The 11,524-nt window shown below is 66.5% G+C and carries 16 protein-coding genes and 1 pseudogene; 5 read left to right on the forward strand and 12 right to left on the reverse strand.

The window, feature by feature from the left end; translation table 11 throughout:
- Positions 1–59 precede the first annotated feature (59 nt).
- Together ACY48E_RS15700 and ACY48E_RS15705 are read right to left on the reverse strand one after the other, a co-directional pair.
- A complete protein-coding gene (locus tag ACY48E_RS15700; RefSeq protein WP_462873162.1) occupies positions 60–1,493 on the reverse strand; it encodes a flavin monoamine oxidase family protein in 1,434 nt (477 codons plus the stop codon).
- On the reverse strand, positions 1,490–2,338 hold the full coding sequence (locus tag ACY48E_RS15705) for a DUF4436 family protein (protein WP_462873163.1): 849 nt from the start codon (positions 2,336–2,338) through the stop codon (positions 1,490–1,492). Before ACY48E_RS15705 ends, ACY48E_RS15700 begins: the two co-directional genes overlap by 4 nt.
- Before the next feature lie 108 nt (positions 2,339–2,446).
- On the opposite strand from ACY48E_RS15705, the gene ACY48E_RS15710 reads away from it, so the two are divergent.
- Positions 2,447–2,746 carry a YciI family protein gene (locus ACY48E_RS15710; protein WP_462873164.1) on the forward strand — a complete coding sequence of 100 codons (300 nt, stop codon included), beginning with the start codon at positions 2,447–2,449 and terminating at the stop codon, positions 2,744–2,746.
- A gap of 25 nt (positions 2,747–2,771) precedes the next feature.
- On the opposite strand, the gene ACY48E_RS15715 is transcribed toward ACY48E_RS15710, so the two are convergent.
- The 4 genes from ACY48E_RS15715 to ACY48E_RS15730 form a co-directional block, all read right to left on the reverse strand.
- Positions 2,772–4,046 (reverse strand): VOC family protein, encoded by a 1,275-nt coding sequence (locus tag ACY48E_RS15715; protein WP_462873165.1) that lies wholly within the window; start codon positions 4,044–4,046, stop codon positions 2,772–2,774.
- A complete protein-coding gene (locus ACY48E_RS15720; protein ID WP_462873181.1) occupies positions 4,043–4,525 on the reverse strand; it encodes an RNA polymerase sigma factor in 483 nt (160 codons plus the stop codon). The genes ACY48E_RS15715 and ACY48E_RS15720 overlap by 4 nt, the downstream gene beginning before the upstream one ends.
- Positions 4,526–4,640: 115 nt before the next feature.
- Positions 4,641–5,246 (reverse strand): NAD(P)-binding domain-containing protein, encoded by a 606-nt coding sequence (locus ACY48E_RS15725; protein ID WP_462873166.1) that lies wholly within the window; start codon positions 5,244–5,246, stop codon positions 4,641–4,643.
- Positions 5,243–5,983, reverse strand: coding sequence for a type 1 glutamine amidotransferase domain-containing protein (locus ACY48E_RS15730; RefSeq protein ID WP_462873167.1), 741 nt, complete (start codon positions 5,981–5,983; stop codon positions 5,243–5,245). Before ACY48E_RS15730 ends, ACY48E_RS15725 begins: the two co-directional genes overlap by 4 nt.
- A 92-nt stretch (positions 5,984–6,075) precedes the next feature.
- Between ACY48E_RS15730 and ACY48E_RS15735 the strand changes: the two genes are divergently transcribed.
- Positions 6,076–6,660: a TetR/AcrR family transcriptional regulator gene (locus tag ACY48E_RS15735; protein WP_462873168.1), complete on the forward strand. Its 585-nt coding sequence runs from the start codon at positions 6,076–6,078 to the stop codon at positions 6,658–6,660.
- Between the two features lie 45 nt (positions 6,661–6,705).
- Here the strand turns inward: ACY48E_RS15735 and ACY48E_RS15740 are convergent, their stop codons facing one another.
- The 6 genes and pseudogenes from ACY48E_RS15740 to ACY48E_RS15765 all read right to left on the reverse strand — a co-directional run.
- Positions 6,706–7,341 carry a class I SAM-dependent methyltransferase gene (locus tag ACY48E_RS15740; protein ID WP_462873169.1) on the reverse strand — a complete coding sequence of 212 codons (636 nt, stop codon included), beginning with the start codon at positions 7,339–7,341 and terminating at the stop codon, positions 6,706–6,708.
- Positions 7,342–7,343: 2 nt separating this feature from the next.
- Positions 7,344–7,514: a hypothetical protein gene (locus ACY48E_RS15745; RefSeq protein ID WP_462873170.1), complete on the reverse strand. Its 171-nt coding sequence runs from the start codon at positions 7,512–7,514 to the stop codon at positions 7,344–7,346.
- On the reverse strand, positions 7,511–7,864 hold the full coding sequence (locus tag ACY48E_RS15750; RefSeq protein ID WP_462873171.1) for an Lsr2 dimerization domain-containing protein: 354 nt from the start codon (positions 7,862–7,864) through the stop codon (positions 7,511–7,513). Before ACY48E_RS15750 ends, ACY48E_RS15745 begins: the two co-directional genes overlap by 4 nt.
- Positions 7,865–7,964: 100 nt before the next feature.
- Positions 7,965–8,408: a hypothetical protein gene (locus ACY48E_RS15755; RefSeq protein ID WP_462873172.1), complete on the reverse strand. Its 444-nt coding sequence runs from the start codon at positions 8,406–8,408 to the stop codon at positions 7,965–7,967.
- Positions 8,405–8,758 (reverse strand): helix-turn-helix domain-containing protein, encoded by a 354-nt coding sequence (locus ACY48E_RS15760; RefSeq protein WP_462873173.1) that lies wholly within the window; start codon positions 8,756–8,758, stop codon positions 8,405–8,407. Before ACY48E_RS15760 ends, ACY48E_RS15755 begins: the two co-directional genes overlap by 4 nt.
- 2 nt (positions 8,759–8,760) lie before the next feature.
- Positions 8,761–9,046 (reverse strand): annotated as a pseudogene (locus ACY48E_RS15765) (helix-turn-helix domain-containing protein); the annotation flags it as partial.
- A 453-nt stretch (positions 9,047–9,499) separates the two neighbouring features.
- Between ACY48E_RS15765 and ACY48E_RS15770 the strand changes: the two are divergent.
- The 3 genes from ACY48E_RS15770 to ACY48E_RS15780 are packed head-to-tail and all read left to right on the forward strand — an operon-like array spanning position 9,500 to position 11,033.
- Positions 9,500–9,781: a transposase gene (locus ACY48E_RS15770; RefSeq protein ID WP_462873174.1), complete on the forward strand. Its 282-nt coding sequence runs from the start codon at positions 9,500–9,502 to the stop codon at positions 9,779–9,781.
- 44 nt (positions 9,782–9,825) lie between these two features.
- Positions 9,826–10,716, forward strand: a complete 891-nt coding sequence (locus tag ACY48E_RS15775) for a DDE-type integrase/transposase/recombinase (protein ID WP_462873175.1) — start codon at positions 9,826–9,828, stop codon at positions 10,714–10,716.
- A gap of 20 nt (positions 10,717–10,736) precedes the next feature.
- Complete coding sequence (locus tag ACY48E_RS15780; RefSeq protein WP_462873176.1) at positions 10,737–11,033, forward strand: hypothetical protein; 297 nt, start codon at positions 10,737–10,739, stop codon at positions 11,031–11,033.
- The last annotated feature ends 491 nt before the right edge of the window (positions 11,034–11,524 follow it).

The raw sequence follows: 11,524 nt of genomic DNA on the forward strand, positions 1-11,524 counted from the left end.
GCAACCGGGCACGATCCTCCACTGTGTGGTCAGCGATGCGTGTTCGTAGCGCTGCGCGGTCAGTAGCGTTGCGCCACTTGCTCTGCGGCGCGACGCCCGGACACCAAGGCCCCGTGAACCGTGCCGTACGACGCCCTGCTTGTCGCCTCCCCTGCGAGGTAGAGCGTGTTCGCGATCGGCTCGGCCAGCGTGTCGCGCATCGACGGCTCACTGCCCACCTTCGCGAACGAGTACGAGCCCAGCGAGTACCGATCCGATGCCCATCGCGTGATCCGGTAGCGCGTCGGTTGTGGAATGTCGGGCCCGTGAATGCGCTGAATTGTTCGCATCGCGTCGTCGACGACCTCGCTATCGGACAGCGGCTCGATGCGGCGGGCGACGTCCGCCGCCGTGAACCCCAGCAAGAGTGGCGTGCTGGTCACCCGCGCCATGTTCACCCACTGCGTCCACCGGTAGGTGGGGTCGTCGCTGACGTACGTGAGCCAGTCGGTGTCCGCCCAGAACGCTCGCGGGAACTCTAGGAAACACTTGTTGAGAACACCCATCCCCAAGGCGTCGACCGCGCGGGTCACTGCCGCAGGCAACGCCGGTTCGAAGCGCACGGACTTCGCTTGGAGAACGCCGAGGGGCAAGGTGACGACCACCTGGTTGGACCGGTATTGCCCGGTCGCCGTCGACACCTGCGCGCCGTCGGTGCCCCACGCGACGGCCGTCACCGGCCGGGACGTGCGAATGTCGAGGCCGCGGGCGAGGAAGTCGGTGAGTTGGCCGTAGCCGCCAGGGAAGAGGACGTCGCCCCCGATCAGCGGCGCGTCGCTGTCGTAGTAGAGCGATGACAGCTCGTCGGCGCTCCCGGAGAGTTCCTGCTCGATCTCATCGAGGGTGTGGTTGCCGATCGCCAGGTCGAGAGGGGAGAGGCCCGCCTCGGGGCGGGAGGCGAGAACCGTTGTCCGAATGGACTGGTCGGGCCTGCCCGAATCCTGGAATCGAGCGATGGCCGACGTGGCGCCGTCGCTGTCGCGTTCGATTCGGCCCTCGGCCTGCTCGTCGGCCATTCGCCCGTCGGGGAGGTAGGTGGTGACATTGTCGACGTCGGTCGCAACCGTGCGGGCACCGGCGTCACGCGCCAGATCGGCGACCGGATTCGCATCCACCCCGTGAATCCACGAGGCACCCAGGTCGACAGGTGTGTCGGTCCACGCGGTGTCGGTCCAGACGCGCCCACCGATGCGGTCGCGGGCTTCGAGGATCAGCACCGACCGACCGGCATCGACCAACTGGCGCGCCGCCGCAAGCCCACTCATCCCCGCGCCGATCACGATCACATCCGGTTCCCCGTTCGAACGCGGAACAGAGGGAGCGGCGTCCTCCGAGGAGCATGCAGCCGCGCCGGCGAGCAGGGCCGCGCCGCCGAACCCGGTCGAGCGCAGGAAATCCCGCCGAGACCACATGCGCTGGGTCCACGTGCTCTGGGTCCACACCCGTCGCGTCACGGGCTCGGCGGCTTTCCTGCGCGCGGGACCCACTCGAGCTGGACACCGCGGGCGACGACGGCAACCAGCGCGCACGCGACAATCGACTCGGCCCAGAGGAACGCGGTGTAGTCGAAGATGGATCCGAAGGGCGGGCTTCCCGGCGCCGTATTGCGGAATGCCGCCAGCGCGAACGCGGTTGCCGCCATCCACCCCAGAGCCGGCCACACCAAGCCCGACCGTCGACGCACGATCACCGCCGCTGCGGCGGCCACGGAGAGCGCAAGACCCCACATCACCAGGAACATCACGCCGACCACGATGAACGTGGCCGGAGTTCGGCTGTAGGACAACGACACTGCCGGTTCTCGGTCGGACTCGACCGGGCCGGCCGACATCACGAAGAACGGATCGGTGGTGTCGGTGACCAGTTCGACCGGCACGCTGACCCCGTCTGCCTCGGCGAAGAATCCGAAGCGAGCCGAATAACTGTCGAAGGGATAGCGGGCGATCGAACCGGTGTCGAGTTCGACGGTAGCGTTCTTCGCGCTGACCGCCTTGTTCGCGGCGAGGTCGATGGTGAGACCGTTCAATCCGCTGCTGCCGATGGTGATGTCGCGATCGGGACTGTCGCCGTCGTCAGCTGTGAACGAGCCGCGCGGAACTGCCGAGACTCGAACGGCGAGTAACCCCTGAGCGGCGTCGACTCGTTCGACGGTGGCGAACACGGTGAGCCTGTCGGGTGATGCCGTGTCGCCGGAGGTGGTGTCGACCGGTCGGCTCGCGTCATCGAGTGTGAACACCGCGAGGCCTATGCCCGCGGCAGCCGCCACGGTTGCCGCGACGGCGACGGTTGCCGTTGACACGCGCGCGATTCGATTCACCAGGCTGCCTCCCGCGCCCCGAACTGAGTGATCGGCCCGAGTATTGCACTGCGAGTTGCCGGGCGACCCGCTGCCGGGTTTGATTTGTCGGTGTCTGACTCCTCCGACTCTGCCGATGACGTGGCGATCTGGGTCATCGATCTGACGTATACGGCATCTCTCGACGAAGTCGACCGCCTTCGGGACGATCACCTCGCTGTGCTGGCGGACTATGCCGACCGCGGCATCGTGGCGGCTTCGGGGCCGAAGAATCCCCGAACCGGCGGTGTCATCGTCACCCATGCAGTGACTCGCGCGGATGTCGACGCCCTGATCGCTGCCGATCCATTCTCGGTGCACAATATTGCCGACTACGTCGTGACCAGACTGCGCCGACCGGGCGTCGGCTGAATTCGCCGGACCGTCTCAGGGAAGCTCAGTACTGGCCCAGATAGAACGGCACACCCTGATCGTCGACGCATTCCGCGACCTTCGCGTAGGGCATAGCGGCCGGCGGCGCTGTCACCACGCCACCGGCGGCCACCACTCGATCCACCGCAGCGTCGATGTCGGTGACCACCCACATCGCCACCGCCTCGCCGGTATCGGCTCCGCCGGCGAGACCGATCCGAGGGCGTGAATCGACCACCTCCCAGCCGTCGGCGATCCGGCCCGGAGTGAACTGCCACCCCAGTACCGCGCTGTAGAAGTCGCGCAGTGTCCGACTGTCCGGTGTGTGGACGGTGATGTAGGTGAGGTCGCCGTGTCCCGCCGGATGGGGCGATCCCCGGCGCTCCTGAGCGTCTGGCACGTACACGGCGAACCGACTGCCCTGATCATCGACGGCGTCCAGTGATCCCGGGTGTCCACCCGGTTCGGTGACGTCGACGCCCCCGGCCGCAACGATCGCAGCGCGAGCCTCGTCGAGGTCGTCGACGGCGTAGACAAGGAACAGGGTGCGGGTGTCGGGCTGCGAGCTCAGGCCCAGTCGGTGAGACAGGTTGGTGACCTGCCTGGTCTGCGGCTCGTAGCGCCAACCGAGCACCGAGCCGTAGAAGGCGGCCGCCCGTTCGGCGTCGGGTGTGACCAGCGACGCGTACACCACGTCGCCGCGGCGCACTGGTAAGGCGGTGCGGATCGGTCCGGCCAGCATCCACCGGTGACCGAACGGATCGATGATCACCCCGGTACGTGTTCCATGGCCGTCCCCGGGTTCCCGGACCACTCTGGCCCCTCCGGCCTGCGCGGCCGACACGGCCGCGTCGGCGTCGGCGACCTCGAGCATCAGGCTCACCGACACTGCCTCTGCGCGGGGTTCCTGCAGGCCTGCCTCGGGGAACGCCTCCGCGAGATAGATCACTCCGCCGGCGATCCCGAGTTCGGCGTGACCCAGCCTGTCGTCGCCCATCACGATGGGTTCACCCAACAGAATCGCGTCGAGATGTGTTGTGTACCAATCGATTGCTTCGCGACCACGGTCGCGGCCAATGGTCAGATAGGGTAGCGCGCCAGGTCGGGGGAGGACTCCGGGTTTCCGTGAATCAGTGGTTGGCGGTTCGTGGTCGTCGATGTCGGTGATGGCCATGTTCACTCCGATGGGAAGGTCGGCTCCACGTGCCAGACGTGCACGCAGTCTGCGGGCGAAGTCAGGGTCGGGTGTCACCGGCCGGTCGTTGGCGCGCAGGACGTCGAATGGATCGGTATCAGTCATCGCGTGCCTCCGTTCGGCTCGGTGGGGTAGCTGTGTCGGAACTCGTTCTTTGCTCGGGTCAACAGGGATTCGATCGCTGCGACACTGCGCCCGAGAGCTTCGGCGCACTGATCAACGGTGCAGTCGTCGACGTAGCGCAGGGTCAGCACTGCGCGATGCATCGGGTTCAACCGGTCGAGTGTGGACTGCGCCACCAGCCGGTCGAGTTCGATGTCCCAGCGGTCGGCGGTCGTCGGTTCTGGGACGTCGCCGATCGGCGTCGGGATCCGTGGCGATCGACGCCAATGGTCGGCCAGCCTGTGTCTGGCCACTCCGATCAGCCAGCCGACGGTGGGCTCGGGCCCGACGGTGCGCCGTATGGTGTCCATCGCGGCCACAAATGTCTCCGAGGTGAGGTCCTCGGCCACCGAGCGGTCACCGCAGCGGCGTAGCAGGTACCCGTAGACGACGGGCAGCGACTCGTCGTAGAGCGCCAGCAGCGCCGCTGGGTTCGATGGTGGACTCACACCCACATAGTCGTACGGCGACCGCGTTTTCCGTCGGAGGGGTCCAAAACCGGAAGAGCCGGTTCGACCCCCTCTCCACATGCGCCGGCTACGCCACAGAATCGCCGAATGCAGCCCAGACGAGGCGGGAGGAGTGGCCACCAACTCGCACGAGCCGAATCCATAACAGCGCGAGATGCTCGAGGTCGAGCCAGGCGGCCGAGTTTCCCACCACGAGGGGCGCCCAGCCGAGATCGCGGGCCAGGCCGGAAACGAGCTCACAGGCTTCTGCGTCATCGCCGGCGAGCGGCATCATCGGCGCGAGTCCGCCGGGACCGTCGGGTCGGTGCGCTAGATTCTCCGCCCCGTAGACGTTGAAGGCCTTGACGATTCGCGCGCCGGGTAGCGCCTCGGCCAGGACGCTCGCGCCGGCGCGCCCGCCCAGAGCGTGGGAGAACCCTGGCCCGACCGCGTTGGTGGCGTCGATGACCACTGGCGCGTTGGGCTCAGCGAGCGCTGCCGCCAGGGGAGCCACTGCCTCGACCACCACACCAAATGGCACCGCGACGACTACGGCGTCGATACCGGTGAGGGCTGGTGGGTGTGCGTGATCGATCCGGCCCAGCAACTGGGTTCGATGGCCGGCCGCCACGAACGCGCTGTCGAGCGCGGTGCCGACGTGGCCGTGACCCAAGAGGGCGATCTGCAACGTCATCGGCCGAGCGCGTCGATGACCAGCCGCGCCGCGTTGGCACCGGAATGCTGCTGCTGACCGGTGATGAGGTTGCCGTCGCGGACAGCGTGCGCACGGAACGGTCCGTGAACGATGAAGGTGGTGTTGTCGAGGCCACGCGCCTCGTCTTCGATCCGGAAGGGCTGGATCTGCTGGCCCGCGAAGGCATCGGCCACGTCTTCCTCGCTGTTGGCGAACCCGGTCCAGGTGCGACCCTCGACGGCGAGTCGACCATCGGCGAGGCGGGTATCGAGGAGCACGCAGGTCGCGTGACACACGACTGCGGCTATGCGGCCGCTGTCGAGGAAGGCGGCTACGAGGTCCTTCACTCGCTGGTCGCTGCGGAAGGTGTACATCGGGGCCTGCCCGCCCACGAGGAAGACCGCATCGAAGCTGTCGAGGTCGAGGTCGGCCAACGCCGGGGTCGCAGCCACCAATGCAGCATGGGGTTCGCTCGCGATGAAGCCGCGCGAGATCAGATCGGACGCCGAGTACCCGGATGCGTCCGCCGGATCGGAGAAGCTGTCGGCGCTCAGGGCTCCACCGTCTGGGCTGGCCACGACCAACTCGTAGCCTGCCTCGGTGAACTCCCAGTACGGGTGGGTCAGCTCGGCCCACCAGAATCCGATCGGCCAGCCGGTGCGTTCGGAGGTGGATGGATTTGACGCGAGCATGAGGACTCGCTTGGTGCGTCCGTGGGTATCGACGGTGGCGGGCATGATCGACTCCTTTACATTACGTATCTGATACGCAATAAAATAGATCGCGACGCCCACTTTTGCAATACGTTGCTGCTCCGTAATCTGGTGGGATGAGTTCGCCGACCCGTGGCCGCCCGCGCGATGCCTCGATCGATGACGATGTCCTCGACGCCGCCCTTTTCGAGCTCGGGGCCCGGGGCTACGCCGGATTCTCGCTCGCGGCGGTCGCCGAGGCGGCTGGCACGACGCGGCCGGCCATCTACCGGCGCTGGTCCGGCAAGGCGGCGCTCGTTGTCGATGCAGTAGCCAGGTTGGCCGCTACTGATCCAGCTCCGGTAACCGGCGACCCTTTCCGTGACCTGGTCGCCGAACTCGAGGACTTCGCGCATTGCATCACGGTTGCCGGAGCACTTCCGCTCGCGGGCCTGATGTTGAGCGACAACATCGAACCCGACGTCAGGGCGGCCTATCTGGAGCGACTGGTGGCACCACGGCGAGAACGTCTACGCGGTCATCTCGAGGCGGGTGTCGCAGCGGGCGAACTCGCCGCCGATGCCGATCTCGACGTGGCCGGCGCAACACTCACTGGATCGTGGTACGCATACGCCATCGCCGGGCGTACACCACCGACCGACTGGGCCACCCGGGTCGCCCGTCTCGTGTGGCGCGGGTGTGGCGCCGCGGCGGCCACATGACGAAAAGTCCTACATCCTTGCAAAAGGCCGATAATAAATATTATGTCAGAAAGTGTGCGAAAGATGCTGCTCTGCTTCGGTTCTCGGTGACCTCGGCTTGTGCCAGACGATTGCGTAGCGCCACATCGGAAGTAGTCGCCACCGATGCCCTGGCAGGGTTCGATCGGCGTCGGCCTGCACCTGCTGGTAGGTGTGCGGTGGCGGCCACAGTGTCGGGGCTGTGTGGTCCCACCATCCGTTACGGGTGATCAGCAGGCGGTGCTGCACGGCGCCGGCCAGGTGTAAAGCGTGCTCGCGGAGCCGCGAGGCACGCGCCAGGCCGATCACGACCAGGACCCCACCCGGGGCCGTCAGATCGGCGCACCGTTTCAGTGCGCGGGCGGGGTCGCCGAGGTGGTGCAGCGTGGCCACCGACGCGACCACATCGAAGGATTCGCGTTCGAACGGGAACGCCATCGCATCCCCGCAGATCCAGTGAACGCCCGGTACCTCGCGGCGGGCGTGGTCGAGGACTGGCTCGTTGATGTCGATGGCGGTCACCGAGTCGACAATGTCTGTCAGTTCAGCTGCGAGGAGCCCGTTTCCGGTCCCCACGTCCAGGGCGTTGCGAGCACCCGGCGTTACCTCATCGAGGACGATGCGGTGATAGTGAATGTTGTGGTTCCACCGGCCTCCGGACATTGCTAGATCGCGGCCTGTCCGGCGTGGCTACGCCCGCTCCGGGCGCAACGCTGACAAATGAAGCGTCCCTCGTCGATACGGCCGACCGGATGGCCGGCGTCGATCGTGGCTTCGCAGAAGTCACACAACGACGTGAAGCGGGCGATCAGACCGTGTGAGCGGATGTCGCTCATCGCGAGCGGCTCCGCGAGGCCAGGTAGCTGTCACGGATCGGTGCGGGGATGCGGCCTCGGTCGGGGACCTGGATGCCGTTGTCGCGGGCCCAGGCGCGAATCTCGCGCGCATCCGCGCTGTCAGCTCTGACTCCGACCGGTCGGACCGCTGCCCGCCGCCCGCGCACGCGGCGGGAGACCGCGAGCAGCTGAGCCACGGTGATCGCCTCGTCGTCGGACTCGAGGCCGGCCAGGCGATCAGTGCTGGTGTCGAATTCGTAGTCCACCCCGCGCCACGACCACGCCACCGTCGTGGCCTGGTCGGCGGCGATCTCGGAGTCGTCGAGATCGTCGACATAGATGGTGTTCACGGTCTGCGCCATATGTGATCGCCCCCAAAGCTGGTGTCTATCGGTTAGGCCCCCACCCAGTCCGACACCGTACCGAACACACGCACGAGCTGGCCGACACTCACGACACCTGGTTGCGTCGGTTCCAGTCCTCGCGTCGGTTCCAGTCCGCGACGTCGTCGGCCTCCTGATCCCGTCGCAACCAGTCGTCGCGGCGTGCGCGCATCTGCCGGGCGTACTCGGCAGGGTCGGAATCACGCCACGCCAGCCACGTTCTGCACCTCGGACACATATCCGGGTCGTCAAGGTCGACAGCGACAGGAAGGATCACCCGGACATGTGGTCCGCACATCGCCTCATACTCCTGCGAATACGAGCTGAACAGTGGCTCGCGCATCGAGTCCAAGACCGTCAGAGACCGCCCCCGCACCCGGCGGTCGGGGTGCAGGTCGACCGCGTGAACCTCGCCCGGGACCGCGGGAAGGATGGGATCGAGCTTGTGGTCGACGGGGTCACGCCGTTCGTCGTAGTGCCGCAACGCCGCTCGCGTCTCAGCGGCACTCACGGTTGCTCGCCGCCGGCGGCGGGCAACGCGACCTCGATGGTCTGCTCCCCCAATCGTGCTGTCAGCACGACATCCTTCGCGCCCGCCGCCGCCAAGTAACTCGCCAACGTGGACAGCAGCACATCGCCCCTCGACTCCAAACCCGACACCGCTGCCTGCTTGATGCCCATTCGTTGGGCCAACTCGGTCTGCGTGAGGTGCGCGGCCTGGCACACTGCCGCCAGCCCCATGGCGTGCACCCGGTCGGCCTGGGCCATCTCGCCGCGGATCGCCTTCACACGCTCGCTGGTGTCCGGGTCGCTCAGCAACCCCGCCAGCCGATCATTGCCCCGCACGAAACGCTCAGCCATCACCGCTCACCTCTCTCCGCGAACCACGACCGGCCTCCCGGCCAGCCGATCCGCTGCGCGATCACCGTCGCCGGCATCGCCGGATACCTCGACAACAACCCCCGCACCGCCGGCTCGGCGGCAGACCACGCCGAATCCGTGGCACGCGCCCGCTCATACCGCGGCGGCTCCGAGGAGGCCAACGCCCTGGCCACCGTGTTGCGCGACACCCCCCAACTGCCGCGCGGTCTGCGCCTTCGACACCCCCTCCGTGCCATATAACCGACGAATCATTGCCCAGTCCTCCATCGTGATCACTCCTCGATCGTCTCGACAAGTGCTCACTTTTCGACCGGACTACATGCTCAATTTTCGACCGGAACCGACATTCGTACGCCGCCGGCGCACAGGACATGTGTTCCGGTGAAGTGTTCGCGGGTGACGGCAGCGGTCCATGTCCAGACGTCGAAGGTGACGTGTGCGGGTCCGAGGGCGAGTCCGAAGCACCCGTCGCGAACGAACCGGCCGACGTCGGGTGCGGCGTCGCGGGCGTGCTCGACGGTGTCGTCGAGCAGGTCGTCAAGGCTGGTTTGTGCTTGCGTGTAGAAGTCTGCGATCAGGTTGGTGTGCTGTTGCGTACGTGCCCGTTCTGCTTCGGTGTCTGCGTTGCCCGGGGTCCCCGTGGCGTGGTCCCGGTGAATGAGTCCAACCGGTTTTGGAGTCCTGTGGCCCGAGGTCGGGCCGAAAGGGACGATGAAACACATGGCTGGTCGCAAACGGCATTCCGCGGAGGACATCGTGCGCAAGTTGCGCCGTGCGGATGAGCTGGCTGCCGAGGGTAAGAACGGTGAGGAGATCGCCGCTGAGCTGGGTGTCTCACCCGCCACGCTGTACAACTGGCGGCGCACCTACGGCGGGATGGACACCGACGCCGCCAAGGAACTCAAGGAGCTGCGCGAGCAGAACGCCCGCCTCGAGCGGCTGCTGGCCGAGGCCGAACTCGAGAAGGACGCGTTGCGGGAGGTCGCGAAGGGAAAATTCTGAGCCCAGCTGCCAAGCGCCGCGCCGTGGACATGCTCAAAGACACCATGAGCTTGTCGGAACGGTTGGCGTGCAGGGCCGTTGGGCTGGCCCGCTCCACCTACCGCCGCCTACCGCTCGGGCAGACCCCTGATGATCCCGATGCCGAAATGCGGGCCTGGTTGCGCGCCTACGCCACCAAACACCCGTGTCACGGGTTCCGGCGTGCCTGGGCGGCGTTGCGCTTCGACGAGCACCGTGAGGTCAACAAGAAGAAGATCCACCGGCTCTGGCGCGAAGAGGGCCTGCAGGTGCGTGCGCACAGCCCGCGCAAGCGGGCCGGGATCTCCTCGGTGCCCCCGGTGGAAGCCGACGCCCCGAACGTGGTGTGGGCGCTCGATTTCCAGTTCGACTCCACCATCGACGGCAAGGCCATCAAGATCGCGTCGATGATCGACGAACACACCCGGGTGTCGCTGTTGCACGTGGTGGAACGCTCGATCACCGGCGAGCGGCTGGTGTTCGAGTTGGAGAAGGCCTTCGCCGCTGCCGGCGGCCCACCGCAGGTGCTGCGGATGGACAACGGGACGGAGATGGTTTCGCAAGCGCTGCAACGGTTCTGCGAGAACAAGACCGGCATGGTGTACATCCCGCCGGGCTGCCCGTGGGACAACGGCCTGTTGAGCCACTTCCGACCACCGTGTCACCGGTTGATCCACTCGACCCGGAGACGGGGCAACCCATCGATACGGCCACGCCAACCGAGAGCGTCGTGCCGACTCCGCAACTGGGCGACGGGTCGTCGACGCAGGGTGAATCGACTACACCGAGCGAAACGACTGCACCGAGCGAAACGACTCGAAGTACCGAGGAAGCGCCGTCGCGCGAGCCTCTGCCTCCCGGATCAACAACCGGTTCGTCGGTACCGCAGGCTCCCAGCGGGGTTGGGTAGAGTTTGAACCAGTAGGAGGACCAGCCGATGATTGTCGTGGCGTTGATGATGATGGGAGTCGGGATCGGCGGCGTTCTGCTGGTCCTCGCGGTCGGCACTTATCTGGTGTCGAGGCTCAGGTGGCCGAATGCGTCTCCGAGCAAGGTCAGACTGGCGATCTCGGTCGTGCTGCTGCTGATCGCGTACGGAGTGCTCGCAGGTTCGTCGCTCGTTCAGAACTGGGACGCGATCGGATATTTCGGACCTGTCGTCGCCGGGTCGGTTCTGGTTCTCCTCCCGTGGGTGCTGTCGGCGAAGACGGCAGTCGTGGAAGGCCGCGACTGAACTGACCGGCTACCAGGACCTCGGTACACCAAAAGGTGGGCCCTCGATTCGAGTGTCGAATCGAGGGCCCACCTTGCTGCGTTGCCCAGCCGAGACGAGCCCCGGTCCCGTCCCCTCACGTGGGCGCGCGCTGGTGACGGCTGGGGCGCTCCGGCTGAGAGGTTGATGGGCGCGGGTCAGAGGTTGTTCACTGCTCGGGTGAGCAGCTCGACGACGAGGACTGGGGTCAGGTGTTCTCCTGGGTGGAGTCGATTGCGACGTGGACGTGCGCCGTGGTTTGTTCGTCGACGATGTCAGGGAACAAGGACTCGTTCAATCCGGTGGGAATGTTCTGGCGATGCAGCACGAACTGTTGCCGATACCAGGTTTTGCGACGTGTGTGTGTCGTACTCGTAGACGATGTTGGCATCGGGGCGTGTGTTGTCGCGGGAGGAGATTCGTATGTCGGTTCCGGTCCAGAAGTGAGGGCCAGCGTTCATGTGCGGACTGGC

This window comes from Rhodococcus sp. AZ1 (assembly GCF_054979605.1).